The 26,993-nt window shown below is 71.0% G+C and carries 26 protein-coding genes; 14 read left to right on the forward strand and 12 right to left on the reverse strand.

Annotated features, from left to right (window positions below; translation table 11 throughout):
• The first annotated feature begins 15 nt into the window (after window positions 1–15).
• From WMR31_RS17820 to WMR31_RS17835, 4 genes are all read left to right on the forward strand, one after another.
• Complete coding sequence (locus tag WMR31_RS17820) at window positions 16–1,404, forward strand: cytochrome P450 (protein WP_340540230.1); 1,389 nt, start codon at window positions 16–18, stop codon at window positions 1,402–1,404.
• Between the two features lie 295 nt (window positions 1,405–1,699).
• Window positions 1,700–2,206, forward strand: a complete 507-nt coding sequence (locus tag WMR31_RS17825; protein WP_340540231.1) for an RNA polymerase sigma factor — start codon at window positions 1,700–1,702, stop codon at window positions 2,204–2,206.
• Complete coding sequence (locus tag WMR31_RS17830) at window positions 2,199–2,930, forward strand: PASTA domain-containing protein (RefSeq protein ID WP_340540233.1); 732 nt, start codon at window positions 2,199–2,201, stop codon at window positions 2,928–2,930. The genes WMR31_RS17825 and WMR31_RS17830 overlap by 8 nt, the downstream gene beginning before the upstream one ends.
• A gap of 667 nt (window positions 2,931–3,597) precedes the next feature.
• Window positions 3,598–5,094, forward strand: a complete 1,497-nt coding sequence (locus WMR31_RS17835) for an FG-GAP repeat domain-containing protein (protein ID WP_340540234.1) — start codon at window positions 3,598–3,600, stop codon at window positions 5,092–5,094.
• Here WMR31_RS17835 and WMR31_RS17840 read toward each other — a convergent pair.
• Complete coding sequence (locus WMR31_RS17840; protein WP_340540236.1) at window positions 5,079–8,936, reverse strand: AAA family ATPase; 3,858 nt, start codon at window positions 8,934–8,936, stop codon at window positions 5,079–5,081. The two genes, WMR31_RS17835 and WMR31_RS17840, sit on opposite strands and share 16 nt — an antisense overlap.
• A 66-nt stretch (window positions 8,937–9,002) precedes the next feature.
• Here WMR31_RS17840 and WMR31_RS17845 point away from each other — a divergent pair, with 66 nt between their 5' ends.
• A complete protein-coding gene (locus WMR31_RS17845; RefSeq protein WP_340540238.1) occupies window positions 9,003–9,701 on the forward strand; it encodes a Crp/Fnr family transcriptional regulator in 699 nt (232 codons plus the stop codon).
• Window positions 9,702–9,737: 36 nt separating this feature from the next.
• Entirely contained in the window at window positions 9,738–10,361 is a 624-nt protein-coding gene (locus WMR31_RS17850; protein WP_340540239.1) for an RNA polymerase sigma factor, read from the forward strand.
• Window positions 10,362–10,475: 114 nt separating this feature from the next.
• On the opposite strand, the gene WMR31_RS17855 is transcribed toward WMR31_RS17850, so the two are convergent.
• On the reverse strand, window positions 10,476–11,051 hold the full coding sequence (locus WMR31_RS17855; RefSeq protein ID WP_340540262.1) for a TIGR03086 family metal-binding protein: 576 nt from the start codon (window positions 11,049–11,051) through the stop codon (window positions 10,476–10,478).
• An 81-nt stretch (window positions 11,052–11,132) separates the two neighbouring features.
• Between WMR31_RS17855 and WMR31_RS17860 the strand changes: the two genes are divergently transcribed.
• Window positions 11,133–12,059: a helix-turn-helix domain-containing protein gene (locus tag WMR31_RS17860; RefSeq protein ID WP_340540240.1), complete on the forward strand. Its 927-nt coding sequence runs from the start codon at window positions 11,133–11,135 to the stop codon at window positions 12,057–12,059.
• Window positions 12,060–12,063: 4 nt separating this feature from the next.
• Here the strand turns inward: WMR31_RS17860 and WMR31_RS17865 are convergent, their stop codons facing one another.
• Genes WMR31_RS17865 through WMR31_RS17875 form a run of 3 tightly spaced genes read right to left on the reverse strand, consistent with a single transcriptional unit; the run spans window position 12,064 to window position 13,583 of the window.
• A complete protein-coding gene (locus WMR31_RS17865; protein WP_340540241.1) occupies window positions 12,064–12,846 on the reverse strand; it encodes a hypothetical protein in 783 nt (260 codons plus the stop codon).
• Complete coding sequence (locus WMR31_RS17870) at window positions 12,843–13,127, reverse strand: hypothetical protein (protein WP_340540242.1); 285 nt, start codon at window positions 13,125–13,127, stop codon at window positions 12,843–12,845. The genes WMR31_RS17865 and WMR31_RS17870 overlap by 4 nt, the downstream gene beginning before the upstream one ends.
• Window positions 13,128–13,130: 3 nt before the next feature.
• Complete coding sequence (locus tag WMR31_RS17875) at window positions 13,131–13,583, reverse strand: hypothetical protein (RefSeq protein ID WP_340540243.1); 453 nt, start codon at window positions 13,581–13,583, stop codon at window positions 13,131–13,133.
• Window positions 13,584–13,700: 117 nt separating this feature from the next.
• Here WMR31_RS17875 and WMR31_RS17880 point away from each other — a divergent pair, with 117 nt between their 5' ends.
• Window positions 13,701–14,285 (forward strand): hypothetical protein, encoded by a 585-nt coding sequence (locus WMR31_RS17880; protein WP_340540244.1) that lies wholly within the window; start codon window positions 13,701–13,703, stop codon window positions 14,283–14,285.
• Here WMR31_RS17880 and WMR31_RS17885 read toward each other — a convergent pair.
• Both WMR31_RS17885 and WMR31_RS17890 read right to left on the reverse strand, forming a co-directional pair.
• Window positions 14,269–15,480, reverse strand: a complete 1,212-nt coding sequence (locus WMR31_RS17885; RefSeq protein WP_340540245.1) for an MFS transporter — start codon at window positions 15,478–15,480, stop codon at window positions 14,269–14,271. The genes WMR31_RS17880 and WMR31_RS17885 overlap by 17 nt on opposite strands.
• 155 nt (window positions 15,481–15,635) lie before the next feature.
• Window positions 15,636–16,550 carry a DMT family transporter gene (locus WMR31_RS17890; RefSeq protein WP_340540246.1) on the reverse strand — a complete coding sequence of 305 codons (915 nt, stop codon included), beginning with the start codon at window positions 16,548–16,550 and terminating at the stop codon, window positions 15,636–15,638.
• 40 nt (window positions 16,551–16,590) lie between these two features.
• Between WMR31_RS17890 and WMR31_RS17895 the strand changes: the two genes are divergently transcribed.
• Window positions 16,591–17,106 (forward strand): MarR family winged helix-turn-helix transcriptional regulator, encoded by a 516-nt coding sequence (locus WMR31_RS17895; protein WP_340540247.1) that lies wholly within the window; start codon window positions 16,591–16,593, stop codon window positions 17,104–17,106.
• Window positions 17,107–17,135: 29 nt separating this feature from the next.
• Here WMR31_RS17895 and WMR31_RS17900 read toward each other — a convergent pair whose 3' ends face one another.
• The 5 genes from WMR31_RS17900 to WMR31_RS17920 form a co-directional block, all read right to left on the reverse strand.
• Entirely contained in the window at window positions 17,136–17,984 is an 849-nt protein-coding gene (locus WMR31_RS17900; protein WP_340540249.1) for an aldo/keto reductase, read from the reverse strand.
• Between the two features lie 63 nt (window positions 17,985–18,047).
• Entirely contained in the window at window positions 18,048–18,929 is an 882-nt protein-coding gene (locus WMR31_RS17905; RefSeq protein ID WP_340540250.1) for a polysaccharide deacetylase family protein, read from the reverse strand.
• A gap of 52 nt (window positions 18,930–18,981) precedes the next feature.
• A complete protein-coding gene (locus WMR31_RS17910) occupies window positions 18,982–19,974 on the reverse strand; it encodes a M28 family metallopeptidase (RefSeq protein WP_340540251.1) in 993 nt (330 codons plus the stop codon).
• A gap of 21 nt (window positions 19,975–19,995) precedes the next feature.
• A complete protein-coding gene (locus WMR31_RS17915) occupies window positions 19,996–20,361 on the reverse strand; it encodes a hypothetical protein (protein WP_340540252.1) in 366 nt (121 codons plus the stop codon).
• A gap of 217 nt (window positions 20,362–20,578) precedes the next feature.
• Window positions 20,579–21,277, reverse strand: a complete 699-nt coding sequence (locus WMR31_RS17920) for an aspartate/glutamate racemase family protein (protein WP_340540253.1) — start codon at window positions 21,275–21,277, stop codon at window positions 20,579–20,581.
• A 264-nt stretch (window positions 21,278–21,541) separates the two neighbouring features.
• Between WMR31_RS17920 and dnaK the strand changes: the two genes are divergently transcribed.
• From dnaK to WMR31_RS17945, 5 genes are all read left to right on the forward strand, one after another.
• On the forward strand, window positions 21,542–23,404 hold the full coding sequence (dnaK, locus tag WMR31_RS17925; protein ID WP_340540254.1) for a molecular chaperone DnaK: 1,863 nt from the start codon (window positions 21,542–21,544) through the stop codon (window positions 23,402–23,404).
• On the forward strand, window positions 23,401–23,994 hold the full coding sequence (gene grpE, locus WMR31_RS17930) for a nucleotide exchange factor GrpE (RefSeq protein ID WP_340540255.1): 594 nt from the start codon (window positions 23,401–23,403) through the stop codon (window positions 23,992–23,994). Before dnaK ends, grpE begins: the two co-directional genes overlap by 4 nt.
• Window positions 23,995–24,108: 114 nt before the next feature.
• A complete protein-coding gene (gene dnaJ / locus WMR31_RS17935) occupies window positions 24,109–25,332 on the forward strand; it encodes a molecular chaperone DnaJ (protein ID WP_340540256.1) in 1,224 nt (407 codons plus the stop codon).
• Window positions 25,329–25,763, forward strand: a complete 435-nt coding sequence (locus tag WMR31_RS17940) for a heat shock protein transcriptional repressor HspR (RefSeq protein ID WP_340540257.1) — start codon at window positions 25,329–25,331, stop codon at window positions 25,761–25,763. The genes dnaJ and WMR31_RS17940 overlap by 4 nt, the downstream gene beginning before the upstream one ends.
• A gap of 607 nt (window positions 25,764–26,370) precedes the next feature.
• Window positions 26,371–26,993: 13E12 repeat family protein (locus WMR31_RS17945; protein ID WP_510182520.1), on the forward strand; the 623-nt coding region annotated here is incomplete at its 3' end.

Here is a 26,993-nt window from a genome sequence, read left to right on the forward strand (position 1 = left end):
GCTACTCTCGACAAGATGAGCGACGTCGTGGACCCCGCAGTCCTGACCGCCGAGCGGTTCCGCTCCACCTCGGTGGTCGGCGCCGGCTCGCCCCGGCCACCGCGCGACGCACCGCTTCCGCCCGGCCCCCGCTGGCCGGCGGCGATCCAGTCGGTGGCGCTGATGCGCTTCCGGCACCGCTTCCATCCCTACCTGCGCCGCAAGTACGGCGAGGTGTTCACCACCCGGCTGCTGCCGGGCTCGCGGCCGCTGGTGCTGGTCACCCGCCCCGAGCACGTCAAGGAGATCTTCGCCGGCGACCCCGAGGTCTTCCACGCCGGCAAGGGCAACGCGATCCTCGGCCCGATCATGGGCCGCCACTCGCTGCTCATCCAGGACTCCGTGGAGCACCACCGCGCCCGCAGGCTGCTGATGCCGGCCTTCAACGGGCAGGCCCTCAAGGAGTACGCCGACGTCGTCACCGATCTCGCCCGTGAGGAGGTCGGCCGCTGGGCCGACGGGTCCAGCCTGCGGTCGCTGGACCGGATGAACGCGCTCACCCTGGAGGTGATCCTGCGGGTGGTGTTCGGGGTCACCGACGAGGGACGGCTCGCTCGGCTGCGACCCCGGGTGACCGCCACCGTCGACGTCCCTCCGCTGGTGCTGCTCGGCTGGGGCTACCCGCGGCTGCAGAAGCACGGCATCTGGAAGCGGACCGTCGACAACCAGTACGCGCTCGACCGGCTGATGATCGCCGAGATCCGCGAGCGGCGGTCGGCCCCCGACCTGGCCGAGCGCACCGACGTCCTGTCGCGGCTGATCCGGGTCGGCGACGACGAGCATCCCGACGACCGGCTCTCCGACGTCGAGCTGCGCGACCAGCTGGTCACCCTGCTGCTGGCCGGTCACGAGACGACCGCCAGCGCCCTGTCGTGGGCGCTCTACGAGCTCGGCCGCCACCCCGACCTGCATGCGCGAACGGTGCGCGCGGTCGCCGAGGGCGACGACGCCTGGCTCGAGGCGGTGCTCAAGGAGTCGATGCGGCTGCACCCGATCATCCCGATGGTCGTGCGCACCCTGATGGAGCCGGCCACCATCGCCGGCTACGACCTGCCCGCGGGAGTCACCGTGGCGCCGTCGATCGTGGTGGCTCACCAGCGCGAGGAGGCCCACCCCGACCCCGACCTCTTCCGCCCCGAGCGCTTCCTCCACCAGAACCCGCCCGCCAACACCTGGATCCCCTTCGGCGGTGGCGCCCGCCGCTGCATCGGCGCCGGCTTCTCGCTCATGGAGGGCGTCGCGGTCCTGCGCGAGGTCTTTGCCGCCTTCGACGTCGAGGCCGTCGGCGCCGACGTCGCCAAGGTCCGCAACATCACCTCGGTCCCGCGCCGGGGCGCCCGGATCCGGGTGCGCCGGCGCCGCTGAGGAGGCCCCATCGGTGGATAGTCCCTGGAGTTTGGGTTGGGTCGGGGGTCCTTCGGCAACCCAAACTCCAGGGACTATCCCGGCCGGCGGTCTAGTGTCCTGTCAGGTTGTTGCACGGAGAAATATCGGGATCCGGAGCCGCCAGCGGCGGGCGCTGTGGGTGCCGAGCCGGGAACCTGCAGGAGCCGGTAGCGCAGCGCTTTCGGCTCACACGAGGCAAGGATTCAAGACGAACTCAACAAAGAATGTCCCCTTCGGGTGGAACGATCGTTGGATCTTCCGTCGTCACATAGGTGTGGACCACCAGCATGATGGCGCAGACATCGAGACGTTCCTGGCGTCCCGATGGTCACGCCTGCTCGCCGTCGCCCTCGCATCGGGCTTGTCTCGAGCCGACGCCGAAGATGCGGTCCAGACCGCCCTAGCGAAGGTCGTCACGTCGTGGGACAAGGTTCGAGGAGCGCGGAACCCGGACGCCTACGTCGCCCGCATGGTTCTGAACAGTTCGCGAGACATCTACCGACGCCGAGCACGCCGGGAGCCGCATGAGCGCGACGGGTTCGCGGAGCCGTCGCAATGCGATCGGGAGTCGATCGAGCAGGCCGTTGTCCTAAGGGCCGCCCTGGCTCAACTCTCCGTAGAGCATCGTGCGGTCGTGATCCTCAAGTACACCTTCAACTTCACTGATCCGGAGATCGGTGAGGTTCTTTCGATTCCAGTCGGAACCGTCAAGAGTCGATTGTCTCGAGGCTTGAGAAACCTTCAGACGGTCCTCGCCTCACAGGGAGTTGCAAGTGCCTGAATCAGTCGAAGAACTCTTCCGAGGCTTGGTCACCGAGGCCTCCAGATCGCCGTTTCCGGGACAGAACATCGAAAGGCTCGCGCGCCTGCGGCGGCGGCGCCGGCGCCAGGTTGCCGGAGTTCTCGCGGTAGGTGTCCTCATCACCTGCGGTGCCGGGGCAGGCATCTGGGCAAGCTCAACGGGCTCACAGAATGACTCCGCCCGACAATCGCATGCCGCCGATCGCGCCGACACGGCTGAGCACCGTGGCGTCGAGCCTGAGCCCGAGCCTGAGGCGGAAAATCCACCATCATCTACTGACAACGGGCCGAGCACTGCGGCTCCCGATCTCGTAGGAACTGATTTCAGAAGCGCTTCGGGCATCGCGGCCAAAGTTGGTCTCGAGGTGGCGTTTCTCGCCTACCAGCCGGACCTCGGCACTCATGTCCTCCAGCAGTGGCCCGAGCCCGGAGCCCTCGTAGAGGAAGGCGGCCGACTCTATCTCTGGCCTGTGGAGAATGCGACTCCCGGTCTGCTTGTTGTCAACACCTCCGACGAAGTGGTGACTCTGCGCACCGAGCCAGGAGCACAGGGCGGCTTGATCATGGAGCCGGGTGGCTTCACCTTCTTCTCAGCCAGCAACTGCAACATCCTCTCGGGCGGAATCGCCGAGACGGAGAGCGGCAAGATTGATGGGGGTTGGAACGGCCCCTGTGACCAGAACCTGGTGTGGCAGCTCGGCTGAGGAGTCGGTCAGCCGACCCCGAGCCCCGCAGGATTGGCAGCGTCCCGGCGCGGTTGTCGCGTGCCGGGTTCAGCGGAGGCTCTGAACTAACGCGCCGACGGTAGTCGACGTGGTGTTGTGCCGGTAGTGGGGTTGTCCTCGAGCTCGACGGTTGGTGACGAGTCCGACCTCGCCGTGCAGGCAGCGGTCGTTGAACCAGTCGATGTACTCCGCGATCTCGAGGTCGTCGATGCACTTCCGCGGGCCTTTGTTGGCTCTTCAACCTTCCGCGTGACGCGGGTCTGAGGTAGGTGCTCGTGGCCCTGCGACAGGCTGGGTGTTGTTCAAGCATCCAGAAGTCAGGACCACGAGCGAACCCTCGGGGCGACGTTCGCCCCCGTCGATCTCCAGCTGCCAGCCGCACGCCAAGGTGCCGTCGTCGCAGACGATGGCGTCCGGGTAGACCGAGGGGAGGTGCTTGTAGCCCAGGCCGCACGCTGACGCACAACGCGGCTATGAATACGCCCGGTATGCCGACGCACCTGCGGCACCGTCATCGCACGACCTAGACGACGCCGGCATCCACCAGCAACAGGGAGACACGCCCTAGTCATTTCTGACGATGCGGCCGGACGCGCGCCCGTTCGACAATGCGGCTCGGACTGTCGGGAGGGGGACGGAGATGGGCATGGGTCGGAGGAGGCGCGTCGCTGTGGTGGCGGTCGCCGTGGGGTGCGCCGTCGCCGCGACGACAACGGGTGCATCGGCTGGATGGTCGGTCCACGACGGGGGGACGGTCACCGATATCCGGGTCCCGCCCGGGGGCGGTCCGACCGATGTGTGCGTCGACGAGATCCACGGGCTGGCGGGCTACGCCTCGGCGATCGATCCGGGCAGCGATCCGAACGACTTCCCGATCGACCCCAGCACCCTGACCCCGACCGCCTACGAGGTCTACCTCGGGCCTCCCGGCGTCGATCTCTTCGTCGACGAGACCCCGCCGGGATTCCGAGTCGGATACAACGACGGTGGCGGCGTCTTCCACCCGGCGCCGCGGATCGCCGCCTTCACCAGTCCGCCCCGGGAGGCGTGGGACCCGATCGAGATCGGCACCGACTTCTACGTCTTCACCGCAGCCTCCTTCTCCCAAGCGCTCGCGGGAGTCGCTCCCGGTGCCACCGTCGGGCTCAAGCCGCACCCGACCAGTCCCTTCGCGACGATCGCCGAGGCCAAGGCCGTCGACTGCGGCGACAAGGGCTTTCTCCGACGTTGGGAGCGCGACGACAACTTCTGCAACGCCGCGGGTGCTCGGGTGCTTGCCGGCGACGTGACCGGTGACCGCCGCGCCGACCTCGTCTGCAACGACCGGGCCAGCGGAGACCTCTGGGTCGCGGCGGCGGGCGCCGACGGGACTTATCGGACGGGTCTCGCGAAAAGCCGCACCGCACTCTGCCGTACCAGCGGGGAGCGGCTCCTGCTGGCCGACGTCAGCGGCGACCGCCGGGCAGACCTGATCTGTCAGCGCAAGGCATCGGTGTCGGTCGCACTCGCGCGCACGAGCGGCAAGTTCGCGGCGTCGAGTTGGAGCGGGCGGGTTCCGGTCTGTCGCGGCTCGCGGGCAGCCCTGGTCACCTCCGACGTGAACGGCGACCATCGGGCCGATCTGGTCTGCCGCTCGGCGAAGAGCGGCACCACCCGCGTGGCCCTGGCCACCAAACGCGGCCGCTACCCGCGGGTCGACTGGACCGGTCGGGTCGGGTTGTGCGGCAAGGGCACCCTGCTGGCTGGTGACCTCAACGGCGACGGCCGTGGCGATCTGCTGTGTCATACCTCCACGGGCAAGAACGCGGTCGTGCTTGCCGGGCGCGACGGTGGATTCGACGGGCGCGTCCGCTCCGGCACCCTTACCGGCTGCGCCGCTGGGGCCGCGGTGTCGCTGGCCGACGTCGACAAGAACCGGCGCGCCGATCTGATCTGTCACTACCCGGCCGACGGTTCGGTGCGCGTCGCGCTCGCCCGGAGCGGCGGAAAACTGCCAAAGATCGGCTTCATCCGCAATCTCGGCTTCTGCTACGGCGCGGGGGCCACGCTCCGGGTAGGTGACGCAACCGGCGACCGGCGAGCCGACCTTCTGTGCCGGACCTCGGGCACCGGCTATGTCTCTGCGGCCTACTCAGACCTCTGACGTGACTCCAGGAACTCCTCGACTCGGGTGAACGCGCGGTCAAGGTCGAGCCATCCGCCGCGGGCGCGCGGATCGAGGCCCACAGGCGGCGGAAGTGACGGAGCCATCGGCGGTGCAGACGCGCCGAGTTCGGCGAACCACGCCCGAACCGTGACCGACGGTTCGACCTCGTGGGCCGACTCGAGGAGAACGAATGCGGCCTCTGCGTCCTCGCCCGAACCGCTGCGACGCCAGCGCTCCATGGCGATCTCGGCGAGTTCTCTCCGATCCCCCTCCTCAGCGGCATCTTCCGCGAGGATCCTGAGTGACGCTAGGGCGTCCTCGTTGCTCGCCTCGGCCACGGAGCGCGCGAGTCCCGCGCGGCGTCGGAGGTCCGCGCGTCCGACGGCAGCCGCCACTTCCTCGGCTGCGGTGGCCGATGCCGCGGCCGTTCCAGCATCTCCCGCATGAGCCGCGGCGACGGCTAGGCCCGCGCGGTCGCGGGCTTCAAGCACGACCCGACCCAAGCTTGCGTCGATGGAGGCCAAGCGCCGCCACGCCTCCACGTTGGCCCCTGGTTCGGCGAGTTCGCTCGCAGACAGCCAGGTGTGCAAGGCATTGGCGGCCGTCGTCGGATCCCCGAGATCCAGGCTCTTCTCGATCGCGACGCTCGCGCACGCTCCAGCATGACGATCGCCCATTCCTGCCCGCAGCTGCGCCTCGTTGCTCAGACTCATTGCCAGATGGCGGCGGTACCCAATGTGGTCGGCGACGGTCCTCGCCTGGCTGAGTAGGCGTAGGCAATCGCTGTGGTTGCCGGACTCGTACGCACAGCCGGCGAGGTCGCTGAGCATGTGAACCTCGGCGACCGCGTCGCCCGTCGTCCGCGCGTAGGCAAGCGCGCGTTGGAGTGGGTCGACGGCCTCGTCGGCGAGCCCGGCGATCAGTAGTGCCGCGCCGAGCGCGGCGCGTGCCGCGGTGCTCGCGCGCAGGTCGCCGGCGGCGTCGGCACGCGTCACGAAGGTACGCGCCGCCTCGATCGCTGTTGTCGTATCACCGAGTTCACTGGTCGCGATGACGAGGAGCTCGGCGCCGCGCTGGTAACGAGCCTCGTCGTCCTCGCTCAGTGTGAGCAGGGTGCGCGCGGCCTCGGCAGCCTGTTCGAACTCGCCACAGCTGAACGCGGCCTCGGTCAGGACGAGGGCCCGGCGGGCTCGGATCTCCGGGTCGGCGGAGTCGGTCGGCTCGCGGGCCTCAGCGAGGACCTCACTCGACCGGCCGGCCACGCGCAGCACCTCGAGCCGCTCGATCTCGACGCGATCGCGGGCCTCCCCGGTGAGCAGGGGCCGCACCCGCTCCAGGTACTCGGCGGCCCGCGGCAGGTCCCAGGATCGGCGGGCCGAGGCGGCGGCCGGTGGGAACCAGCGGCGGATCAGGTCGAGGTCGTCGAGGTGGGCCACGTGGTCGGCGATCTCGACCGGGTCGGCGCCGACTTCGGCGAGGTGGTCGACGGCCCGGCGGTGGGCGCGGCCGCGAGCGGCGTGGCTCATTGCCGAGTGGACGACGTCGCGCAGGGTCCGGTGGGGGAGTCGCCACTGCTCGCCGACCCGCTCGGCCAGGCCGTCGGTCGCGAGCCTCTCGAGCGCTGGCGCCGGGCCTGGGTGGCCCGAGAGCGTGGCGATCGTCGCCAGGTCACTCGGCTGCCCGAGGACCGCCAGGTGTTCGAGCACTTCGCGGTCGGCGGCGTCGAGTCGGTCGACCTGTTCTCGCAGGAGGCCGGCGAGCGCCTGGTGCGGGTCGCCGTCGTGGTCGATCGGGGGCGGGGGCGAGCCCACCTGCCAGCCGGCCCATAAGGCCTGGGCCGCGGTGCGGATGTAGAGCGGGTTGGTGCCGGCGCGCGCTGCCACCGCCTCGGCCAGCCAGGACGGCGCGGTGCCGCCGCCCGCCTCCCGCCACGCCTGCGCGGCCAAGCGCTCCGCCTCGTCGGGGGAGAGGCCGCCGATCGGCACGGCCGGTTCGGCGCCCGGAACGTCGCGGGTGAGCAGCAGCGAGGTGCGGGAGCCGAGCAGCGGGGCGCCGAGCCCGTCGAGGACGGTCGCGGCGAGACCGTCGAGGTCGTCGGCGTTGTCGATCGCGACGAGCAGCGGGGGTTGGTCGTCCGGGGCGCGGAGTAGTCGGGCGAGGAGGTCGCGGACGAGCTCGGTCTGCAGGTCGCGGTCGTGGGTGGGGCCGGGGTTTCGTCGGCGCTCGCTGGCGCTCGCTTGCTCAACCTCCGGCGACTCGCTGGCGCTCGCTTGCTCAACCTCCGGCGGGCGGCCGGTGCTCGGGTGTTCGACCTCCGGCGGCTCCGCCCAGAGTGGTGAGTCGAGCAGGACGTCGAGAGGGCGGCCAGGGAGGCGCGCGGCCAGGGCGTCGTGCCACAGCCTCGGGTCGGCGTCGGGGGCGAGTCCGAGCAGGTCGGCGAGGAGGTGACGCCAGACCAGGTGCGAGCGCCCGCGCGGATGGAGGCCGACGTCGGTGGCGACGACCCTGGACCCGCGGGCAGTCGCGCGGGCCGCCGCCTCCTGGAGCAGCCGGGTCTTCCCCGTGCCGGGCCCACCGGCGAGCGTGAGCGCGCCGCCCTCGGCCAGCAGGGCGTCGATCGCGTCGAGGGCGATCGCCTGACCGACGATCGGCGTCCGGACGGGCTCGGACGCCGCCGCGGGCCCCCACCCGTCGACGCGGTGGACGACGACCGGCTCGGCGTGCCCCTTGAGCAGCAGCGGCTCGGCGAGCCGGCCTCCGTCGAGGGCAGCCGAGGCGAGATCCCAGGTGACGTCGTCGACGAGCACCTCTCCGGGGCCGGCCGCCTGCATCAGGCGGGCCGCGGTGGTGACGGCGAGTCCGACATGGGCCGGAAAGCTCCGGATCGCCGAGCCCACCAGCGCGGTGAACACGCGACCCGTGGCCACGCCGACCGAGATCGACGGCGCCCGCTCGCGCAGGCGCAGCGCCGCCTGGGTCGCGCGCGAGGCGTCGTCGGCGTGGGCGAGGGGGGCGCCGAAGACCACCATCGCGACGGTCCCCTTGTCGCCGCCGGACACCTGCACGACCTCGCCCTCCCACTCGGTGACCAGCCAGAGCAGGGTGGCGACGTCGTCGAGGAAGGTGTGCGGCTCGGCATCGTCGACCGGCGGGAATCGCACGAACGCCGAGGAGACCTGCCGGTGGCTCTCCCACTCCGAAGCCGGGCGGCCGAGGAGTCTCGGCGGCACGAGCGCGGCGAGGGTGCCGCCGTCGCTGGTCTGTCCGCCGGTGGCGGGACCGACGGCGTCCGGGGCGGCGGCGCTCGGGTCGACGTGGACGCCGCCGACGTCCGCCGCGGCCTGTGCCGTCTCCGCGAGGTCGAGACCTGGGCCCAGATGCACCGCCACCGCGCGGTCGTGCGCGTGCGCGACGGCGGAGGTCACCGGTCCGCGGGCGATGCCGATGCGGGCGCGCAGCATCACCGGCCCGGCGAGGGTGGAGGTGCCGGACAGGTCGCCGGCCACCCGGGCCACTGTCTCGGCGGCGTCTCGCGCCGACTGGAGCGCCTCGTTCGTGGGCGCGTCGAACACGAAGGTGAGCGCGTCGCCGCCGAACGCGATCGGGTCGCCGCCACGCGCGACGACCTCCCCGGTGATCGCGCTGAAGAAGCCGCGCAGCAGGCCGCCGAGTTGCTCGGTGCCGCGGCTGCCGTGCTCGGCGAGCCGTCCGATGAGCGGGGTGAAGCCCTCGAGGTCGACCATCAGCGTCGTCGCCGGCGAGGTCCACGAGGCGCCCGGTCGCATCAGGCCGTGATCGATCACCCGCCGAGGTGCGAAGGCCGCCGGATCGCCGTGCATCGCCCGACCTCCCCGCGCCACCCAGAACGCCGATGCGTCCGGCGTCCCATTCTGGTTCACTGAGGTGTGGAGTGGCCACTGTTCGCGGCGCTGCAGGACGCCGAACGGGAGTCCTTGCTCGCGCTCGCCCGGCCGCGCCGCTTCGACCGGAACGAGGTCGTCTGCCATGCCGGCGACCCGGCCGACTCCCTGCACCTGGTCGAGGCCGGCCACCTGGCCGTGCGCGGCGCGCTGCCCTCGGGTAACACCGCGACGTTCCGGGTGCTCGCAGCCGGCGACTACTTCGGCGAGCTCGCGCTGCTGCGCAAGGACGGGCTGCGGACGGCGAGCGTCGTCGCGCTGGAGCCGAGCCGGACCCTGGTCATCGCGGGGACGACCTTCCGCCGCCTGCTGGAGTCGGACCCGCGGATGGGGGTGGCGCTCTCGGCGCTCCTGGCCGACCGGATCGACCAGCTCAGCGGGCGGCTGCTGGAGACGATGTACGTCGGTCTCGACCGCCGCGTCTACGGCCGGCTACTCGAGCTCGCGACGTCCTACGGCATCGCCGACAACCGCGCCAGCATCCCGCTCGGCCAGACGAGCATCGCCGACCTCGTGGGAGCCACCCGGCCCTCGGTCAACCAGGTGCTCCAACGACTCGCCCGCGACGGGCTGGTGGAGATCAGGCGCGGCGGCGTCGACCTGCTCGACGTCGCCGAGCTGACCCGCCGGGCGGGCTGGTCGGGCTCTGTTCGCAACCCGACATTCGGAGCGTTCGCGGACTGACGGAACCGGAGCGCGGTTCGGCGAAGCATCCGATGCATGCCCACGAACCCCACTCGCACCGAGTCTCCCGCCTCTTCTCCCGCCTCGATCGAAGACCTCGTCGCCGGAGCCCGCGAGGGCGACTCCGACGCCTGGACCGAGCTCATGAGCCGCTTCGACGCACTGCTGCGCGCGACCGCCCGCCGCTACCGGCTCAGCGACGCCGACACCGAGGACATCACCCAGAACGTCTGGCTCCTCCTCGTCGAGCACCTCGACCGGCTGCGCGAGCCCAAGGCACTGCCGGGCTGGATCGCGGTGACCGCCGCGCGCGAATGCGGCCGGCTGGTCGGCCGCGCGCGCCGGACCGTCGCCGTCGACCCCACCGAGCCGACCGGCCTCGACCAGCTCGAGCTCGCCTGCCTCGGCGACGTCGAGGAGCCGGACGCCGGCGTCCTGCGCACCGAGGCGCAGCAGGCGGTCCGCGCCGGTCTCGACGAGCTCCCGGCCCGTTCCCAGGACCTGCTGCTGCTTCTCGCCCAGGCGGACAGTCCCTCCTACGCCGAGATCAGCAAGCGCCTCGACATGCCCATCGGCAGCATCGGCCCCACCCGCGCCCGCTGCCTGCACAAGCTGAGCCGGACCACCGCCGTCCGCGACCTCCTCGACGTCGCCGCCTGACCTCGGGTCGGGGGCCGCCGGTGGCGATAGTCCCTGGCGAAACGGTTTCTACGGGGCCGAAAAGACAACCCGATCGCCAGGGACTATCCCGCCCGGGGGCGGCCAGCCGTGCGTTCAGGGTCGGAACGACGGGTCGCGGCCGATGAAGGCCATCAGGCGGGTGACCGGGTCGACGTCGTCGGGCACCGGCACGCGCGGACCGAACTGGCCGCTGGCGCGCAGCATCTGGTCCATCGGCTCCATGCCGGCGAACATCTCGGCGGCCAGGTCGGGATCGAGGTCCTCGGCCTGCCCGGTGGCCCGCGCGAGGTCCCAGGTGTGCATGAACACGTCGGGGCTGTAGATCCGCGAGAGCGCCTCGGGCACGGTGGGGTCGCCGAGGTGGGGGTTGTCGACTCTGATCGAGGCGGTAGCGGGGTCGTCGAGCAGCGCCTGGACGGCGTCGGCCTGGGCCCGCCAGGCGCCGACCGGGTCCTCCTCGACACTCGGCGCCTCCCCGACGTCAAGCACGACGCCGGCGCTGCCCTGCAAGAACGCCGGCAGCCAGTCGACCAGGTGGCGGACGACGTCGCGCGCGGTCCAGCCCGCGACCGGTGCGGCGGCGTCCCAGCGACCCAGGCGCTCGGCCCCCTCGACGCGCTCGGTGAAGCCGGCCGCGACGGCGCGATGGAAGGCCGCAGGACTCGACATGTCGATCACGCCGCCCAATCTGCCGTGAGTGCGCAACGGTGATCAAGCCCGCCGCGACCGATTCGGGGCAAGGTGGCTCTCATGATCACCGACGGCCTCGACCGGCTGCTGACCTTGGCGCAGACGGCGCTCGACGAGCCCGAGCTCGCGGGAGCCGAGCTGGCGTCCAGAGCGCACCTGTCCCGGTTCCACTTCGACGGGGTGGTGCGGGCCGCTGGCGGGGAGGCGCCCGGTGCGCTGCGCCGGCGGCTGCTGCTGGAGCGCGCCGCGTACCACCTGGTGCGCCACCCGCGGCGCCGGATCCTCGACGTCGCGATCGATGCCGGCTACTCCTCCCACGAGGCGTTCAGCCGGGCCTTCACCCGGGCCTACGGGTCGAGTCCGAGCGAGCTTCGCGCGGACCCCCCGACCGCCTACCGCTCGCTGGAGCTACCCGGTGTGAGCGGAGTCCACTTCCAACCTCCCGGCGGCCTCCGGCTGCCGGGCGAACGCAAGGAGTCCAGCATGGATGTCATCAAGCAACTCGTCGTGCACCACGTCGAATCGCTGTCGGCGCTCATCGAGGCCGCCTCGGCGCTGCCCGACGAGGTGCTCGACCAGGAGATCGCCCAGTCGGTCGAAGGGATCGACGACAACCCGACCCTGCGTGGCCTGCTCAACGGCATGGTCACCCAGGAGGAGCACTGGCTGTCGGCGCTGCGCGGCGGCGACTGGCCCGACGAGAGCGACCAGACGATGGCCGGGCTCGCCGCCCGGCAGCGGGTCGCCGGCCGCGACTACCTCGAGTTCGTCCGCCGCGCGGTCGACGACTCGACCATGACCGACACCTTCGTCGACACGACCTGTGACCCGCCGGCCACCCACAGCGTGGGCGGCACCATCGCGCACGTGATCACCTTCGGCGCGGTGCGCCGCACGATGGCGGTCGGCGCCCTGTGGACCGCCGGCATCCGCGACTTCGACCGGGCCGACCCGCGGCCGTTCGTGGACGCCCTCGCCGAGGCCTGATCGGTCAGTCCAGCACCGCCGGCCCCGGCGGATCCCACACGAGCACTTCCTCGACGTCGGGCACACCGGCGCACGGGTAGGGAGACACCAGGATCAGCGGCGGCTCCAAGGTGCCGACCGCGGGGGGCTGCCCCAGTACGCCGTGCCGCGGACCCGGCCCCGACCCTGGTGGCGGCGGGTGAGACGCCGCCGGCGTCTGCGAGGCAGCGGGCGAGGGGGCCGGCACGGGCACACCCGGCGTGCTCGGCCCAGCAGCTGAGGGCTGGCCCGGCGGTGGTGCCCCTGGGCCAGGGGCAGGCCCAGCCCCGTGACCGGGGTCGGGCGGCACGTGCGGGACATGCGGTCCCTGAGGTGCCCCAGGAGCCTCCGGCTCTTCCGGATCGGACGGCGCCGTCGGGTCCACGAGCGGCGGCGACACCGGCTCGGCGCCGGGGATCGCGAAGCCGTCGCGGTAGCGCCACAGCGCCTCGAGCCACGCCTCGCCGAGCTCGCCCTCGCGTTCGAGGCGGACGTCGGGGTCGGCGTCCTGGACCGCGCGCATCCCGTCGGTGAACCGGCGCAGCGCTCCCGCGATGGCGCGGACGTCGTCGGCTTCCTCGGCGAGTTCGGCCGACCGGGTGCGGGCCGAGTCGGCGTGGGCGTCGGCCGCCTGGCCGATGAAGCCGGCCGACCAGTCGTCGGCGCGCGCGGCCAGCCGGGCGGTGAGTCCGCTGGCGTGGTCCAGCGAGGTCGCCAGATCGCCTAACGCCCGGACCGCTTCCTCGCAGGCGGCCAGGTCGGCGGTCATGGCTGGCCGCCGGTGTCGAACCCGGTGAACCGGTCACCGACCTCGGAGTCGATGCCCCACCAGAACGGGACCAGCCAGCGCAGCGAGTTGGCGTGGTTCGACAGAGCCTCGGCGAGGGCCTGGCTGCGGTCGGAGAGCACGGCCAGCCCGGCGTTCGAGCGGTCGCAGGTCGTGCCGGTATCGGGGGTGGGCACGGGGAGCAGGTCGGAGATGTCGGCGGAGGCGGCTGCGAGCAGCTTGACGTAGCGCAGGACCTGGGTCTCCTCGAAGCCGATTCCCATGGCTCACGCCGCCTTCGGGGCGAGCTCGACGCTGGCGGCCACGGCCTCGAACAGGTCGCTGTAGTCGAGGTGGTCCTCGCGGGCCGCCGAGCAGGTCAACGTGACGCCGTACCCGTCGACCAGCCACGACCACTGCTCGCACACGACGTCGACGGTGCCCACCCGGTGGGCGAAGCGGTGGTAGAGGACGTCGTAGCCGTCGAGGTCGAAGCGGTCGTCGTCCTCGACGGCGAGCTCGTCGAGCGCCTCGGACAGCTCGGCGAGGGCCTGGGCGCGCCAGCGCACGGCGTCGGGCTCGGTGACCGGGCCGGCTCGCAGGGTGAGGTCGGGACGGATGCCGCTGCCGGGCAGCAGCACCGAGCGTGCGGCGACGACGACGCCTCGATCGGGATCGGAGCGACGCCGCCAGGTGGTGGGCAGGACGATGGTCAGGTCAGGGAGCGTGGAGAGAGTCATGTCACACCGCTTGCTCAGCAACAGCCTGGGGACAAACCAGGGGCCGGCCGGCCTGTGGATGAGCCCGGTGGACGGCCGCTGTTTGGCTGCAGGCCCGCCCTCACGGACAATGACTCGGTGAGTTCGACGCGTCCCGAGAAGCGCACCAGCAAGGATCACCCCATCGTGTGGGGTCTCGTCGCGCTGGTGGCTGTGGCGACGCTGATCGGCGGCATCCTCGGCGGAGGCGTCTTCGTGGCCTCGCGTGCCCTCGGGCTCTCTGGCGGAGGCGGCACCACGGAGGAGACCTCCGGGAGTGGCGGTGGCGAGACGATGATCATCCCCACCCTCACCGACACCGACCGCACTCCGACCGACTACATCACCCTGCGCAACGTGCCGGAGCCTCCGCTGCCGTCCTCGACCTACTCCGACAGCCCCGATGCCAGCGGCGAGATCACCCTCCGTTCGGCGCAGACCTCGGTGGCGCCGCTCCAGACGATCGACCTCAGCGGCACCTACAACGGCGCCGACGACGGCACCAGCCTGCAGGTCCAGCGCTTCGAGAACGGCGACTGGCAGGTCTTCGACGTGACCGCCACCGTCTACAGCGGCGAGTTCTCGACGTACGTGCAGACCGGTCTCACCGGGGAGAACAAGTTCCGGGTGATCGACCTGACCACCGACACCGCCTCCAACGACGTCGTCATCGACGTCGGCTGAGCCGTCGGTCCTCGCGGCCGACCCAGTAGCCGGTCCACGCCGTCCCGGCCACGCCGAGCAGCCCGATGACGATGCAGGCGGTCGCCAGCGGTGCGACCGCGGCGACGGCTCCTACCACGAGCGGGCCGCCGGAGATGCCGATGTCCCCGCACAGCCGCCAGCCGCCGAGGAACTGGGCGCGGCCCTCGACGGGAGCGGCGTCGGCGCCGAGCACCATGACGATCCCGGAGCCGAGGCCGTTGCCGACCGCGATGAGCACGTACGCCGCCGCGACCGCCACCGTCGTCGTCGCCAGAGGCAGCAGCAGTGTCGCGAGGGCGACGGTGGCCACCACGGGCACCGCGACGACCAGGCGTCCCACTCGATCCATCAGCCAGCCGCCGGGGTAGAAGAACAGCATGTCGATCGCCCCGGACAGGGCGAAGATCAACGAGGTCGCGCTCGGCGAGATCCCGACGTGGTCGGCCCACAGTGGGAGCAGGCTGTTGCGCACCGAGCGCGACGCCGAGATCACCACGACCGCGGTCCCGAGCGTCAGCAGGGTGCGCCGGTGGCTCACCAGCACAGACCACACGCTCAGGTGGCGGGCTCCATCCGCGGCCGCGCGCCGCTCGGCTCCGAGGTCGGGCATCGCCAGCGCCAGAGCGGCCGCGCCGATCGCCGCCAGGCAGGCGAACCAGAAGACCGCCGACAGGTCGAGGAGCGAGATCAGGCCGGCGCCGAGGAGCGGTCCGAGGAACAGCCCGACCCGGTGCGAGCCGCCGAGCGTGGAGAGTGCGCGCGCCCGGTGGCTGAGCGGCACGACGTCGATCATGAAGCCCTGGCGGGCCATGAGGAAGATGGTCCAGGTCATCCCGCTGAGCACCACCGCCGCGCCGAGCAACCACACCGAGCCGGCGAGCGCGCCGGCCGCCATCGCGACGGCGTCGGCGAGGCCGGCGTACATGAGCGCCTGGCGCTCCCCGATCCGCGCCACCAGCGCACCCCCGGGCAGCGAGGCGACCAGCATCCCGATGCCGAGCAGGGCCACGATGATCGCCGCGGTGCTCACGTCCGAGCCGAGGTCGCGCGCCCGCAGCGCGAGGATCGGCATCACCGCGCCGTGGCCGGTGGAGCTGACGATCGTCGGCCCGTACGCCGTCAGCGCGACGTCACGCAGCCGGAACTGCTCCGGTGACGTCGGCGGTGAGGACACCCGCCCCATTCTTGCCGCACCATCGCCCCAGACCACGCCGACCCGTCCGCTATGGCTGACGGGTCACCGTGAAATCTGCGCTGACCCGTCAGCTATGGCTGACGGGTCAGCGTCGATTGGGGGGTCGGCGGCTGTGGAGAAGCTTGTTTCTGGGCTCAGCAGCGGGCGGGTTCGGGTGCCGTGGTGGAAACGGGGGCCACCGGACGGGGACGGCGGCGGTACTGCCCGGCGAGCACCGAGCCCAGGACGATCGCCATGCCGAGGGCCTGGACCGGGCCGAAGGCCTCGGCGGCGAAGGCGACGCCGAGGACGGTGCCGGTGACCGGGTTGAGCAGGCCGACCAGCGCGACCGCGCCGGCAGGCATCCGGGAGAGCCCGTGGAACCAGCAGGTGTAGGCGATGACCGTGCCGAACAGGCCGATCCACAGGAAACCACCCGCCGCCGGCAGGTCGATGGCCGGGGGAGCGCCCTCGACGAGGAGGGCGAGGGGCAGGAGGAGTAGGCCGCCGGCGACCAGCTGCCACGACACGAGCGTCAGCATCGGGACCGGCGCCTTCCACCGCTTGACGAGCACGAAGCCGAGCGCGGAGACCAGCACGGAGCCGAAGGCACCGAAGAGGCCGAGCGGAGTGACGCCGTCGGGCGAGCGCAGCACGAGGAGCGAGACTCCGGCCAGGCCGATGAGCGCGGCGACGACGCGGATCGCGACCGGTCGCTCGCGCAGCAACGGCCACGCGATCGCCATCACGGCGAGCGGTGATGCGGCCTGGATGGTTGCGGCCAGACCGCCGGGAAGCTCGTAGGCCGCGAGGAAGATCAGCGGGAAGAAGAGGCCGATGTTGCAGGCGCCGAGCACCGCGGCCTTCCACCACCACTCGCCCTTCGGCAGCTGCCGAAGGATCAGCAGGAGGATGAGCCCGGCCGGCAGGGCGCGCATGAGCGCGGCGAACAGCGGCCGGTCGGGCGGGAGGGACTTCTCGGTGACCAGGTAGGTGGAGCCCCACGCCACCGGCGCGATCGCGGTGAGGGCGATGACCCGTCCCAGTGCCGATTCGGCTTTCTCTTCCATGGAAGAGAGTTTATCTTCCGAGTAAGATATTGTCGAGACCATGACGCCCGCGGCACAGACTCGCCAGGACCTCGACCACGTCGGCCGCATCCGGCAGCAGTGGGCCGAGCAGCGCCCGGAGCTGGATACGACCCCGATGGGCATCATCGGGCGGGTCCATCGCCTCGGCGAGCACCTGAACGGCGAGCTGCGGCCGGTCTTCGCCGCTGCCGGACTCAGTGACGGCGAGTTCGACGTGCTCGCCTCGCTGCGTCGCGTGGGCGAGCCGTACGAGCTCACGCCCGGAGGCCTGATGGCCACCACGATGGTGACCTCGGGTGCGGTCACCAAGCGCGTCGACCGACTCGCCACCGCCGGTCTCGTCGAGCGCGCCGTCTGTCCCGACGACGCCCGCTCGCGACGGATCCGGCTCACCGCCGCGGGGCTCGCGCTGGTCGATGAGCTGGTGGAGAAGCACCTGGTGAACGAGGAGCGACTCCTCGGCGGTCTCGACGCCGCCGAGCGAGCCCAGCTCGAGGCTCTGCTGGAGAAGTGGAGCCGGGCACTGGACCAGTAGGTGCCAGTGCCCGGCGGGTGGAGGCTCGATCAGGGCAGGTAGTCGAACGTGTCCGGGTTGGGGCCGATCCGGCCGGCGGACCCGCGGTCGAGGGCGTCGATGATCGCGATCTCGTCCGGTGAAAGGTTGAAGTCGAACAGGTCGAAGTTCTCGCGCATCCGCTCCTCGTGCATCGACTTCGGGAAGACGATGTCGCCGCGCTCGAGGTGCCAGCGCAAGGTGACCTGCGAGGGCGTCTTGCCGTGGGCCGTGGCGATCGCGCCGATCGCCTCGTCGTCGAGGATCTGGCCCTGCGCGATCGGCGACCAGGCCTCCACGACCGCGCCGACGGCGTGGGTCGCGGCCCGGGCATCCTCGTTGCCGAAGTAGGGGTGGACCTCGATCTGGTTGACCGCCGGCACGATCCCGGTCTCGGAGACGATCCGGTCCAGGTGCTCGGGCTGGAAGTTCGAGACGCCGACGGCGCGGGCGCGGCCGTCGTCGACGAACTCGGTCAGCGTGCGCCACGTCGAGACGTAGTCGCCGTCGTAGAGCGTCGGGAGCGGCCAGTGGATGAGGAACAGGTCGATCTGGTCCACCCCGAGCCGGCGCAGGGTGTCGTCGAAGGCGCGGCGGGCGTCGTCGGGCCGGTGGGCGCCGTTGCCGAGCTTGGAGGTCACGAAGATCTCCTCGCGCGGGAGACCGGATGCGGCGATCGCGGCGCCGGCCTCCTCCTCGTTGCCATACATCTCAGCGGTGTCGATGTGGCGGTAGCCCACCTCGAGCGCCTTGGAGACGGTCTCCTCGGTCTTCTCCGGCGGCACCAGATAGAGGCCGAAGCCGAGCTGGGGGATCTCGGTCTGGTTGTTGAGGGTCAGGGTCGGGACAGTCGATGCCATACCTAGCACCACAATCGCGAACGCCTCGCTATTCCCGCCGGCCTCCCGCCGCGTGCCGGTGAGTCAGCTCAGTCCGCTGCTGGGCAGCGGCACGAAGCAGAAGCCCTCGCCGCGCAGGCGCCGGATCTCCGAGGGCAGTGCGGCCAGTGTGGCCGAGGAGTTCGCGACGCCGTCGTGGTGCAGCACGATGCTGTTCGACCGGCCACGGGCGACCACCTGGGACACCGTGGACTTGCGGATCTGGGCCGCCGACAGGCCGTCCCAGTCGCGGGAGTCGACGTTCCACAGCGCCATGACGCGGTGGGTCTTGCGAAGCACGGTGGTGACATCGGCGTCGGTGGCGCCGTAGGGCGGCCGCACGAACGGCGAGATCTTGCCGACTCCGGCGTCGCGGAGGGCCTGGCGGGTGCGCTTGAGCGTCGAGCGGATCTCCTTGCGCGACAGCTTGCTGAGGTCCTCGTGGTTGTAGGTGTGGTTGCCGATCGCGAAGCCCGCATCGGCCACGGCGCGCGCCACCTCGGGGTACTGCGCCACCCGGCTACCCACCATGAAGAAGGTCGCGGGCACGTGCCGCTCCTTCAACAGCGCGATCAGGTCGGGCGTGATCGTGGGGGAGGGGCCGTCGTCGAAGGTGAGCGAGACCCGTCCCGCCTTGCAGCGGCCGGCGGGGATGCGGTCGCTCTGCGGCGAGGGAGTCGCCGGCGTCTGATCGGCCGGGGTCTGATCCGCTGGCCGAGTCGGCCTGTCGGAGGGCTTGTTGGTAGGCCGCTGCTCGATCGCGGCTGCGTCGTGGTGGCCGGCGCGACGCTGGGCCTCCGACTTCGCCGCCGACGGGGTGGTGGTGGCCACGACGACGCCGACCAGGCCCACCACGATCGCCAATCCGACCGCGGCGAAGGTCAGCAGCGTGGGTAGCAGGGAGCGGGACGGCGTGCGGGGTTCCATGCCACCTTGGACGCCGAAACCCCAGTCCTGGTTGTCATCTCACGCAATCTGTTCAGCGCAGCCAAGAGGCCATCAGGCGTCCGACCCGGGCGAGCTGGGCCCGATCGATCCCGGACGGGAGGTCGCCCGCACTGTGGTAACCGGCGTAGGGCGTACTGCCCAGCCGGGCGGCAGGCAGGCCTTCGTCGGCGAACGACTCGTGGTCGCTGGAGGTCTCGAACTCCTCGCGCACCGTCGGAACGTCCGCCTGGCGGGCAACGCGTTCCAGAGCGGTGCTCACATCGTTGGCCTCGCGCACGGTCTGCACCGGGACGACGTCGCCGACACCCACCCGGTCGAGCGACACCATCGCCTCCAGGCTGCGTCGCTCGGCCCGGCCCAGTTGGGAGACGTAGGCCTTGGAGCCGTAGTGATGTGCCTCGCCAGGGCCGCGCGGTTCCTCGGACCCGAAGAGCACCAAGGTGACCGGCAGACGCGTCCGACGTCCGTCCATCGCCTCGGCAAGGGCGAGCAGCACGCCGACCCCGGACGCGTTGTCCTCGGCGCCAGGCGCCTGCGGCACGGTGTCGAGGTGCGCTCCGACGAGCAGCCACGGCTCACTCGGATCGTGTTCGCCGCGGGTGGCGATCAGATTCACCGACGGACCGGCCTCCACCGGTACGCCCCACGAGTTCCCCGCCGGCGTCGGGAAGCGCTGCCGCTCGACCTGCCAACCGGCCGCCGTCAGTTGCCGCTCGGCCCAGGCCGCGGCCCGGAAGTACGCCTCGGTGTGACCGGGCCGCGGGCCGATCATGTCCGCCAGGTGCTCGACCGCCCTGAACGCGGTTGCCACCTCGACGTCGTCGGCGGAGAGGCGTGGATCAGGGGCCAGGGTGGTCGGCTCGGTGGTCGGTGACGGATCCGACGCCGTCGCCGGGGTCGATGTCGGAGCCGTTGCGCTGCGGCTCGGCTCGTTCGGCGACTCACTGGGTGCCGACTCGCCGGGCTCGCCCGCGCAGCCGGCGAGCAGGGCCACGACGAGGAGTGGTGGGACGAGGCGACGCATGGCGTGATGGTCGCAGGCCGGTCAAGGGTGCTCAGGGCTCGCGCCGGAATCGTCGCGGGCGGCCGGAGGCCGCCGGTCCTGCCGCCTCGAAATGCCGCGAGTGACGAAATAGCTGCCGAAGAAGGCGACGGCGAACTCCGCGCAGAACATCAGGGCGACGGCGGGGAGGAGGGCGAACGCGATCAGGTCGGGCTGATGCCCGAGGGAGACCAGGGTGATCAGGACGGCAAGGGCACCGAAAGGCACCAGGCACAGGATGACCGGAACCAGGATCAACACCCTGGTGGCGCGGCGGTCTTGAGCCGGACCCAGGTGCCGCCACCGAGCGCAGCTGATCCCCAGCCATACGGCAGCCATCGGAAGCAGGACCTGAACCAGGGTGCCCATGCTCGCCATCATCGTCGTGAGGTCGTGCCCCATGAGGTGGTACCGACCGATTCGACGCTCGATCGAGATTGATCGTTACCGGCTGATACTCCGGAGTGGTGGTGCCGGGGTTTCGTCGGCGCTCGCTGGCGCTCGCTTGCTCAACCTCCGGCGGAGTGGCGGGCCGGTTTCGTCGGCGCTTGCTGGCGCTCGCTTGCTCAACCTACGGCGGACGATGTCAGGCCAGCGCCAGGTCGACCAATAGAGAGGCGTGTGCGTCGGTGGAGTCGATGAGCGGGAGCGGTGAGTCGGTGGCGGAGATGAGCAGGTCGATCTCGGTGCAGGCCAGTACGACGGCCTCGGCGCCGCGCGCACGCAGGTCGTCCATCACCGAGACGTACGCGCCGCGAGAATCGTCGCGGACGATGCCCTGGGTGAGCTCGTCGAAGATGACCCGGTCCACCAGTCCCCGATCGTCGGCGTCGGGGACGAGGACCGAGATGCCATGGGTGGCGAGGCGGTCGGCATAGAAGGTCTCTTCCATCACCCACCTGGTGCCGAGGAGGCCCAGGGCGGTCGACCCGTTGCGTGCAGCCACGGCCGCGACGGCGTCGGCGATGTGCACGGCGCGGGCCCCTGCCTGCGCGGCGGCCGACTCCAGAGCAGGAAAGTTCTTGTGCATCAGGTTGGTGCACAGGCCGACCAGTTCGGCGCCGCCGGCCACGCAGCGGCGGGTCGCGCCGGCCAGGAGCTCGGCGGAGGCGGTCCAGTCGCCACGTTCCTGGCAGGCACGCACCTCGGCGAAGTCCAGCGACTGGAGCGAGATCCGAGCAGAGGAGTGTCCGCCGCGACGGGCGGCGACCTCCTCGTTGATCAGTCGGTAGTAGGTCGCCGTCGAGTGCCACGACATCCCGCCGACTAGGCCGATGGTCTTCATGGGGACAGCCTGCCCTGCTGGTGTGGCGCGCAGGGCCACCGCGGGCCGCGCCGCCTCGGGGACGGCGCTGAGCAGCGTCCACTCCTCGACTTGACGGGAGATGCCTCTGGTCTGGTCCGCACCTTCCTGACAAGGTGGGAGGTGGGTCACACGAGATTTCTCCGCAGGCCGGGAACATCCGGGTAGGGGACGCCGTTGGCATTGATATAGAACTTGAGCCAGAAGAACTCAAGTTGCCTGATTCACGATCACGGAGGAATTCACATGGCACGAGCTGTCGGTATCGACCTCGGGACGACGAACAGCGTCGTCTCCGTCCTCGAGGGCGGCGAGCCCGCCGTCATCACCAATGCCGAGGGGGCCCGCACCACCCCGTCGGTCGTCGCGTTCGCCAAGAACGGCGAGGTGCTCGTCGGCGAGGTCGCCAAGCGCCAGGCCGTCACCAACGTCGACCGCACGATCCGCTCGGTCAAGCGCCACATGGGCACCGACTGGGACGTCGACATCGACGGCAAGGAGTTCACGCCTCAGCAGATCAGCGCCTTCGTGCTGCAGAAGCTCAAGCGCGACGCCGAGGCCTACCTCGGAGAGCCGGTCAGCGAGGCCGTCATCACGGTCCCGGCCTACTTCTCCGACGCCCAGCGCCAGGCCACCAAGGAGGCCGGTGAGATCGCGGGCCTCAACGTCGCCCGGATCGTCAACGAGCCCACCGCGGCCGCGCTGGCCTACGGCCTCGACAAGGGCGACGACCAGACCATCCTCGTCTTCGACCTCGGTGGCGGCACGTTCGACGTGTCCCTGCTCGAGATCGGCGAGGGCGTCGTGGAGGTCAAGGCGACCTCCGGTGACAACAGCCTCGGTGGCGACGACTGGGACAACCGGATCGTCGACTGGATGATCAAGAAGTTCAAGGACGCCCACGGTGTCGACCTCGGCGCCGACAAGATCGCCAAGCAGCGCCTCCAGGAGGCCGCGGAGAAGGCGAAGGTCGAGCTCTCCTCGTCCAGCGAGACCACGATCCACCTGCCCTACATCACCCACGGTGAGAACGGCCCGCTGCACTTCGAGGAGAAGCTGACCCGCAGCGAGTTCCAGAAGCTCACCTCCGACCTGCTCGACCGCACCAAGGAGCCCTTCCGCCAGGTCCTCAAGGACGCCGGCATCAAGGTCTCCGACATCGACCACGTCGTGCTCGTCGGCGGCTCCACCCGGATGCCCGCCGTCACCGACCTGGTCAAGGAGCTGCTCGGCGGCAAGGAGCCCAACAAGGGCGTCAACCCCGACGAGGTCGTCGCCATCGGCGCCGCGCTCCAGGCCGGCGTGCTCAAGGGCGAGGTCAAGGACGTGCTGCTCCTCGACGTCACCCCGCTCTCCCTCGGCATCGAGACCAAGGGTGGCGTGATGACCAACCTCATCGAGCGCAACACCACGATCCCGACCAAGCGCTCGGAGATCTTCACCACCGCCGACGACAACCAGCCGTCGGTGGAGATCAAGGTCGCCCAGGGCGAGCGTCAGATGTGGTCGCAGAACCAGCCGCTCGGCAACTTCGAGCTCACCGGTCTGCCGCCGGCGCCGCGTGGCGTCCCGAAGATCGAGGTCACCTTCGACATCGACGCCAACGGCATCGTGCACGTCTCGGCGAAGGATCAGGGCTCCGGCAAGGAGCAGTCGATGACCATCTCCGGCGGCTCCGCGCTGGCCAAGGAGGACATCGACCGGATGGTCAAGGAGGCCGAGGAGTACGCCGAGGAGGACGCCCGTCGCCGGGAGTCCGTCGAGGCGCGCAACCAGGCCGACCAGGTCGTCTACACCACCGAGAAGTTCCTCACCGACAACGGCGACAAGATCCCCGACGACGTCAAGGGCGAGGTCCAGGCCGACGTGGACGCCCTCAAGGCGATCCTCGAGGACGACAACGCCTCGGTCGAGTCGATCAACACCGCCGTCGGCAAGCTGAACGAGTCGAGCCAGAAGATGGGCGCGGCCATGTACGCCGCCGCCGAGGCCGACGCGTCCGCCGCCGGCGGTAGCACCGGCGCCACCGGCGAGGGCGACGACGACATCGTCGACGCCGAGGTCGTGGACGCCGAGATCGTCGACGACGGGGAGGGCGACGACAAGTGACCGGAACCCCGCGAGACCAGGCAGCGGCGGGTGACCCCGCCGAGCAGATCAGCGGGGTCGACAACTGGGTCGAGGAAGGCGGACCGCTCGAGCCGCAGGACTTCGACGACGTCGAAGGCTCTGCTGCCACGGGCGCCGACGGTGAGGGCGACGAGCTCGCCCTCACCCAGGCCGCCCTGGCCGAGCGGACGCTCGACCTCCAGCGGCTCCAGGCGGAGTACCTCAACTACAAGCGTCGCGTCGAGCGCGACCGTGAGGTCGTCAAGGAGAACGCGACCTATGCCGCGCTCGCTCCGATCACCGAGGTGCTCGACACCATCGACCGGGCCCGCGAGCACGGTGAGCTCGAGGAGGGTCTGCGCAGCGTCGCCGACCAGCTCGAGCGCACCGTGGCAGGCCTCGGCCTGGAGAAGTTCGGCGCTCCTGGCGACCCGTTCGATCCGAACCTCCACGAGGCGCTGGCCCACCAGGGCACCGACCCCGACGTCGACCAGACGACGGTGAAGTTCGTGGCCAAGGCGGGCTACAAGCTCGGCCCGCGCATGGTGCGGGCCGCCCAGGTGCTCGTCGTCGACCCCGTCGACGCGTGAGTGCCACCCGTACCGACAACCCAGCAGCGATCGCGGCCGCCGGCACCCCTGCGTGCCGGCGCCGGATCGTTGACGTGGACGACCGATCGAGGAGAGGAGAAGGGGTGATCAACCATGGCTGAGTCCGAAGGTTTCCGCCCGGACTGGGTGCAGAAGGACTTCTACAAGACGCTGGGCGTCGGGAAGGACGCCTCGGCGTCCGAGATCAAGAAGGCCTACCGGAAGCTGGCTCGGGAGAACCACCCCGACTCCAACCCCGACGACACCGCGAAGCACGAGAAGTTCAAGACGATCGCCGAGGCCTACGACGTCGTCGGCGACGCCGAGAAGCGCGCGAAGTACGACGAGATGCGTCAGCTGTACGCCTCCGGTGCCTTCAGCGGCGGTGGCGGCGGGTACGGGCGCGGCGGCGGCTTCGGCGGCGGTGGCGGCGGCTTCGGTGGTGGCAGCTACGGCGGCGGGGGATTCAACCTCGACGACCTGCTCAACGACCGTGCCGGTGGCGGCGGCGGGTTCGGCGACATGTTCGGTGACCTGTTCGGCGCCCAGCGGCGCGGCCAGAGTCAGCGCCGTCCGATCAAGGGCGACGACCTCGAGACCAGTGCGACGATCTCGTTCACCGACGCCATCGAGGGCGTCACGATCTCGCTGCGGCTCAGCTCGGACGCGCCGTGCCCGACCTGCTCGGGCACCGGCGGCAAGCCGGGCACCAAGCCGCACATCTGTCCCGAGTGCGAGGGCGCGGGCTATGTCGTGTCCAGCATGGGCGGTGCGTTCTCGATCAACGAGACCTGCCCGATGTGCGGTGGGCGCCAGCTGATCTATGACGAGGCCTGCCCCACCTGTCACGGCACCGGCCACGGCACCTCCTCGCGCACGATCCAGGCGCGGATCCCGGCCGGCGTCAAGGACGGTGCGCGGATCCGGCTGCGCGGCAAGGGTGGCCCCGGCGAGAACGGCGGCCCGAACGGCGACCTGTTCGTCACCGTGCATGTCAGTCCGCACCGGGTGTTCGGCCGCTCGAAGGACAACCTCACCATCGACGTGCCGGTCTCCTTCGCGGAGGCGGCGCTGGGCGGTGAGATCAAGGTGCCCACCCTGAACGGCTCCTCGGTGACGCTCAAGATCCCGGCCGGCACTCCCAACGGGCGCACCTTCCGGGTCCGTGGGCGCGGCGCGCCGCGCAAGGACGGCACCAAGGGAGATCTGCTGGCTACCGTCGAGGTCCAGGTGCCCGCCGTCCTCGACGAGGCCGCGCGCAACGCCGTCGAGGCCTACCGCGACGCCACCGCCGGCACCCAGCTGCGCTCGGGTCTCTTCGAGGGAGCCGGGCGATGAGCGAGCGCTCGCTGACGCCGCCGCCCTACGACGCTCCGGTCTATGTGATCAGCGTGGCGGCACAGCTCACAGGGCTGCACCCGCAGACCCTGCGCACCTACGAGCGGCTCGGCCTCATCACGCCGGGCCGCACGGTGGGCGGCGGGCGCCGCTACTCGCACCAGGACCTCGAGCTGTTGCGCACGATCGCCGACCTCACCTCGGCCGGCATCGGCATCGAGGGCGTGCGCCGCATCCTCGAGCTCGAGCAGCGCGTCGCCGCGCTGACGGCCACCAACGAGGAGCTCACCGCCGAGCTCGAGGAGGCGCGCGGCGTGCCGAGCGCCTCCCGGGCTCGCGGGCGGGCCGGCGGCGCGGCCGACCGGCTGCCTGTGGTCCGCGCCCCCTCACCCACCCAGTCGGTCGTCGTCTGGCGGCGCGGCCAGCGCTGACCCGCGCCGACACGAAACCCCGGCGACCGACTGCGCGACTGTGCCGCCGGGTCGGCGCATAGGTGCGCCGACGCCACCTGGGTGGTGGGGTGGCCGCGCGCGTAGTCGACCGACACCCGCCGTCAAGGATCGCCTGCGGCGTCCGCTTCGCGGCGGACTTCGTCCGTCCTTGACTGCGGGTCCCGGTCGGTCGACTCATCCGGCGCGCTGCCGGCGCGGCCCCCCTGCTCGCTCCGGTCCTCCGGCTCGTCTGCGCCAGACTCGCCCGACTCGCGGTCCGACGGTCGGTTGCGAGGTTTCGTCGGCGGTCCGCGCTCGTTCCTCATGCGCACCGCTTGCGCAACCTCCGAGGCATCGCCCTGCCGCCGGAGGTTGCGCAAGCGAGCGCCAGCGAGCGATGACGAAACCCCCGACCGTCGCTGCCAACGTTCCCGAGGTCGGTTGCGAGGTTTCGTCGGCGCCGGTCGGGCTCGTTCCTCGCCCTCCCGGCTTGCTCAACCTCCGAGGAAATCGCCCTCTCGTCGGAGCGCAGACGAAACCACGGGTACCCCAGAAAGTCCAACTGGAACATACTAGCGAATACGCGTCCGGCGAGGTAGAATAGGGCATGGCCGCCGCCAACGACACCGGAACCGGGCACCCGCTCGCGGTGTTGGTCGCGCGGTTCAAGAAGGACCTCACCGTCCACGTCGACACCCCGCTATGGAACCTCGACGCCGACGACACCGCCGCGTTGCTGGTCGACCTGACCGAAGTCACCGCCAGCCTCGCCGAACTCGAAGCCCGGACCCTCACCCAGGCCGAAGCACTCGACCTACCCGGCTCGATCGGCGCCCGCTCGACCAGCGCCTGGCTGCGCCGGCTCGTCCCGATCACGCCGGGCCAAGCGTTTCGGACCACCCGGCTCGCGCGTGAGCTCGCCACCCACGAACAAACCCGCACCGCTGCCGCCGGAGGCCGGGTGCTGCCCGACCAAGCAGCCGTGATCGTCGCGGCGGTCGACGAACTCAACCCTGAGTACCGGGACCTGGCCGAGAAGCACCTCATCGGCGAGGCGCAGCATCACGACGCGAAAGCGTTGAAGATCCTCGGCCGCCGGATCCTCGAGGTCATCGACCCCGCCCGCGCCGACGAGCACGAAGCACGGCTGTTGGAGGCCGAGGAAGCACAGGCGCGGAAGAAGACCAGGTTCTCCCTCCACGACGACGACCAGGGCATGACCCACGGCAG

This window comes from Nocardioides epinepheli, from assembly GCF_037936805.1.
GTDB lineage: Bacteria > Actinomycetota > Actinomycetes > Propionibacteriales > Nocardioidaceae > Nocardioides.

Bases quoted from the DNA above. Each gene is read 5' to 3' on its own strand.
- WMR31_RS17915 (WP_340540252.1), bottom strand. From the start codon at position 20,361: ATGGGCACCCTGGTTCAGGTCCTGCTTCCGATGGCTGCCGTATGGCTG.
- WMR31_RS17860 (WP_340540240.1), top strand. From the start codon at position 11,133: ATGATCACCGACGGCCTCGACCGGCTGCTGACCTTGGCGCAGACGGCG.
- WMR31_RS17910 (WP_340540251.1), bottom strand. From the start codon at position 19,974: ATGCGTCGCCTCGTCCCACCACTCCTCGTCGTGGCCCTGCTCGCCGGC.
- dnaK (WP_340540254.1), top strand. From the start codon at position 21,542: ATGGCACGAGCTGTCGGTATCGACCTCGGGACGACGAACAGCGTCGTC.
- WMR31_RS17905 (WP_340540250.1), bottom strand. From the start codon at position 18,929: ATGGAACCCCGCACGCCGTCCCGCTCCCTGCTACCCACGCTGCTGACC.
- WMR31_RS17875 (WP_340540243.1), bottom strand. From the start codon at position 13,583: ATGACTCTCTCCACGCTCCCTGACCTGACCATCGTCCTGCCCACCACC.
- dnaJ (WP_340540256.1), top strand. From the start codon at position 24,109: ATGGCTGAGTCCGAAGGTTTCCGCCCGGACTGGGTGCAGAAGGACTTC.
- WMR31_RS17890 (WP_340540246.1), bottom strand. From the start codon at position 16,550: ATGGAAGAGAAAGCCGAATCGGCACTGGGACGGGTCATCGCCCTCACC.
- WMR31_RS17895 (WP_340540247.1), top strand. From the start codon at position 16,591: ATGACGCCCGCGGCACAGACTCGCCAGGACCTCGACCACGTCGGCCGC.
- WMR31_RS17940 (WP_340540257.1), top strand. From the start codon at position 25,329: ATGAGCGAGCGCTCGCTGACGCCGCCGCCCTACGACGCTCCGGTCTAT.
- WMR31_RS17900 (WP_340540249.1), bottom strand. From the start codon at position 17,984: ATGGCATCGACTGTCCCGACCCTGACCCTCAACAACCAGACCGAGATC.
- WMR31_RS17850 (WP_340540239.1), top strand. From the start codon at position 9,738: ATGCCCACGAACCCCACTCGCACCGAGTCTCCCGCCTCTTCTCCCGCC.
- WMR31_RS17865 (WP_340540241.1), bottom strand. From the start codon at position 12,846: ATGACCGCCGACCTGGCCGCCTGCGAGGAAGCGGTCCGGGCGTTAGGC.
- WMR31_RS17820 (WP_340540230.1), top strand. From the start codon at position 16: ATGAGCGACGTCGTGGACCCCGCAGTCCTGACCGCCGAGCGGTTCCGC.
- WMR31_RS17920 (WP_340540253.1), bottom strand. From the start codon at position 21,277: ATGAAGACCATCGGCCTAGTCGGCGGGATGTCGTGGCACTCGACGGCG.
- WMR31_RS17870 (WP_340540242.1), bottom strand. From the start codon at position 13,127: ATGGGAATCGGCTTCGAGGAGACCCAGGTCCTGCGCTACGTCAAGCTG.
- WMR31_RS17835 (WP_340540234.1), top strand. From the start codon at position 3,598: ATGGGTCGGAGGAGGCGCGTCGCTGTGGTGGCGGTCGCCGTGGGGTGC.
- WMR31_RS17855 (WP_340540262.1), bottom strand. From the start codon at position 11,051: ATGTCGAGTCCTGCGGCCTTCCATCGCGCCGTCGCGGCCGGCTTCACC.
- WMR31_RS17840 (WP_340540236.1), bottom strand. From the start codon at position 8,936: ATGCACGGCGATCCGGCGGCCTTCGCACCTCGGCGGGTGATCGATCAC.